We start from the raw sequence: 1,811 nt of genomic DNA, 5'->3' as shown, positions 1-1,811 counted from the left end.
TTTTTTTCTATAACAAAATAGGCCCCATAATCCCTGCGGTGGGTTTACCCACTACAGAAATTATAGAGCCTTTTTTTCTTCTATGAAAAATGAGGGTCAAACTAAAACGGAAAAGACAATCGCAAGTGACTTCAACCAAACCACACACGATTGCCTCTATACATCGTCTCATCAGAACAATGTATTACCTCATAACACATAACAAACTTTACGATTATACTTCTACCCAAAATCGGTAAAATTGTTTATGCCATATTATTGTAACGCCTTATCAAAAAAATAACCAGATAAGGTGTTGTTTTAGTGTACACTTTTTACACTAAAATTTAGTTCAAAAAAAGATAACTTCCTTAGCTTGACATATGGAACTCAAACTATTTTTCATCAAATACCTTGATATACTTGACAAATAGTAGAAAAGGACTTAGTCCTGTGAAGTACAGAACTAAATCCTTTCAATAATTATTTGTCCAACTTTTTGGGGTCAGTACATTTCAGCCAATTTTTTATCTTGAACGTTGTTTACCAGCGTTACGATTTTGTTTTTTCTTATCTGTTGAGATAGCTCCTTGATACTGTGGAGTGACATCCTTTCTGCTAGCCGTTGCTGTTTGACTAGGCATTTTTGGTGGATTTGCTTCAAACTCTGCTGTAACTTTTTCACGTAATCGTGGGCGTAAGATGAAATTAGTAATCAGTTGTTGGATGATCGTAAAGATACCACCGACAAACCAGTAAAGGGTTACACTAGCTGGTGAGCTCCAAGAGAAGATTAAAAGCATAATTGGACTCATAAACATCATAGAGCGCATTTGTTGGCGTTGCTCTTCAGCAACTCCTAACATGGAGAGATACCCTTGGATTAGATAGAGAACACCGACGATGAGAGCAAGTAAAATGCTACGCTCCCCAAGATGAATGCCTAAGAAACTAGCATCAGATACACCAGGTGTGTATTGAGCAGCAAAGAAGATGGCTGAGAAGAAAGGTAATTGAATAAGAAGTGGTAAGCATCCCATGCCTCCCAAAATGCTGACTCCCATCTCTTTTTGAGCTGCCATGAGAGCCTGTTGGGCTGCTAATTTTTCTTCTTGGGTTTCAGCCTTGGTCAACCGATCTTGGTAAGGTTGGAGATACGGTTTGAGATACTCACGTTTTTCAGTCTGATATGCTGCTGTCCATGACTGATGAAGAGCGAGAGGGAGAATGATAAGGCGAACGATAATGGTTACAATAATGATTCCAAGTCCGAATCCGAGTCCTTGATTTTCAGCAAAGAAGCGAATCCCATAGCTCATGGGTTGTCCAAGGAGATTCCAAATGAGACCAGAAGGATTTCCACTACTATCACGACCAACGCAACCTGCTAAAAGAAGTAGCGTTGATAGACTCAATCCTGTCAGTAAGATACGATTTGATTTTTTCACTTTATTTTTCCTTCTAAAAAAGTAATACTCGTCTATTGTACCCTTTTCTAGTAAAAATCTCAATAGTTCTTAGGTCTTAATTTGCAATTTTGAAATCGGTGTACTGTTCAAAATTACTCAGGGTGACGTCGAGATAAGTCACACGAGAGAAAGGAGTTGGTCCCTTGCGAATTTCTTGAATAAATTTAGCCATTTGCGCAGATTCCTCAGCTTGAGCCAGAATTTCGACTGTGCCGTCATCCTTATTCCAAACGCGACCAGTGATACCACCAATTTCAAGAGCTAGACTATATACCCCCCAACGAAATCCTACACCTTGTACCCGACCTTGGGCAACCATCCGTACTTTTTGCATGATATTACCTCCGTTTTTTACTCTATTAT

General features: G+C 39.0%; 2 protein-coding genes and 1 pseudogene. 1 reads left to right on the top strand and 2 read right to left on the bottom strand.

The window, feature by feature from the left end:
• Positions 1-104: 104 nt before the first annotated feature.
• Positions 105-239 (top strand): annotated as a pseudogene (locus tag STRDD10_RS10850) (IS110 family transposase); the annotation flags it as partial.
• A 267-nt stretch (positions 240-506) separates the two neighbouring features.
• On the opposite strand, the gene yidC reads toward STRDD10_RS10850, so the two are convergent.
• Both yidC and STRDD10_RS05500 read right to left on the bottom strand, forming a co-directional pair.
• Positions 507-1,427 (bottom strand): membrane protein insertase YidC, encoded by a 921-nt coding sequence (gene yidC / locus STRDD10_RS05505; RefSeq protein WP_067193794.1) that lies wholly within the window; start codon positions 1,425-1,427, stop codon positions 507-509.
• A 76-nt stretch (positions 1,428-1,503) separates the two neighbouring features.
• Positions 1,504-1,782, bottom strand: coding sequence for an acylphosphatase (locus STRDD10_RS05500; protein ID WP_067193792.1), 279 nt, complete (start codon positions 1,780-1,782; stop codon positions 1,504-1,506).
• Positions 1,783-1,811 lie beyond the last annotated feature (29 nt).

Origin of the sequence: Streptococcus sp. DD10, assembly GCF_001578805.1 — a bacterium.
GTDB lineage: Bacteria > Bacillota > Bacilli > Lactobacillales > Streptococcaceae > Streptococcus.
This window is presented reverse-complemented; position numbering and strand designations above follow the sequence as displayed.

What these genes read in the sequence shown, in the direction of transcription:
- STRDD10_RS05500 (WP_067193792.1), bottom strand. Translation starts at nt 1,782, where the DNA reads ATGCAAAAAGTACGGATGGTTGCCCAAGGTCGGGTACAAGGTGTAGGA.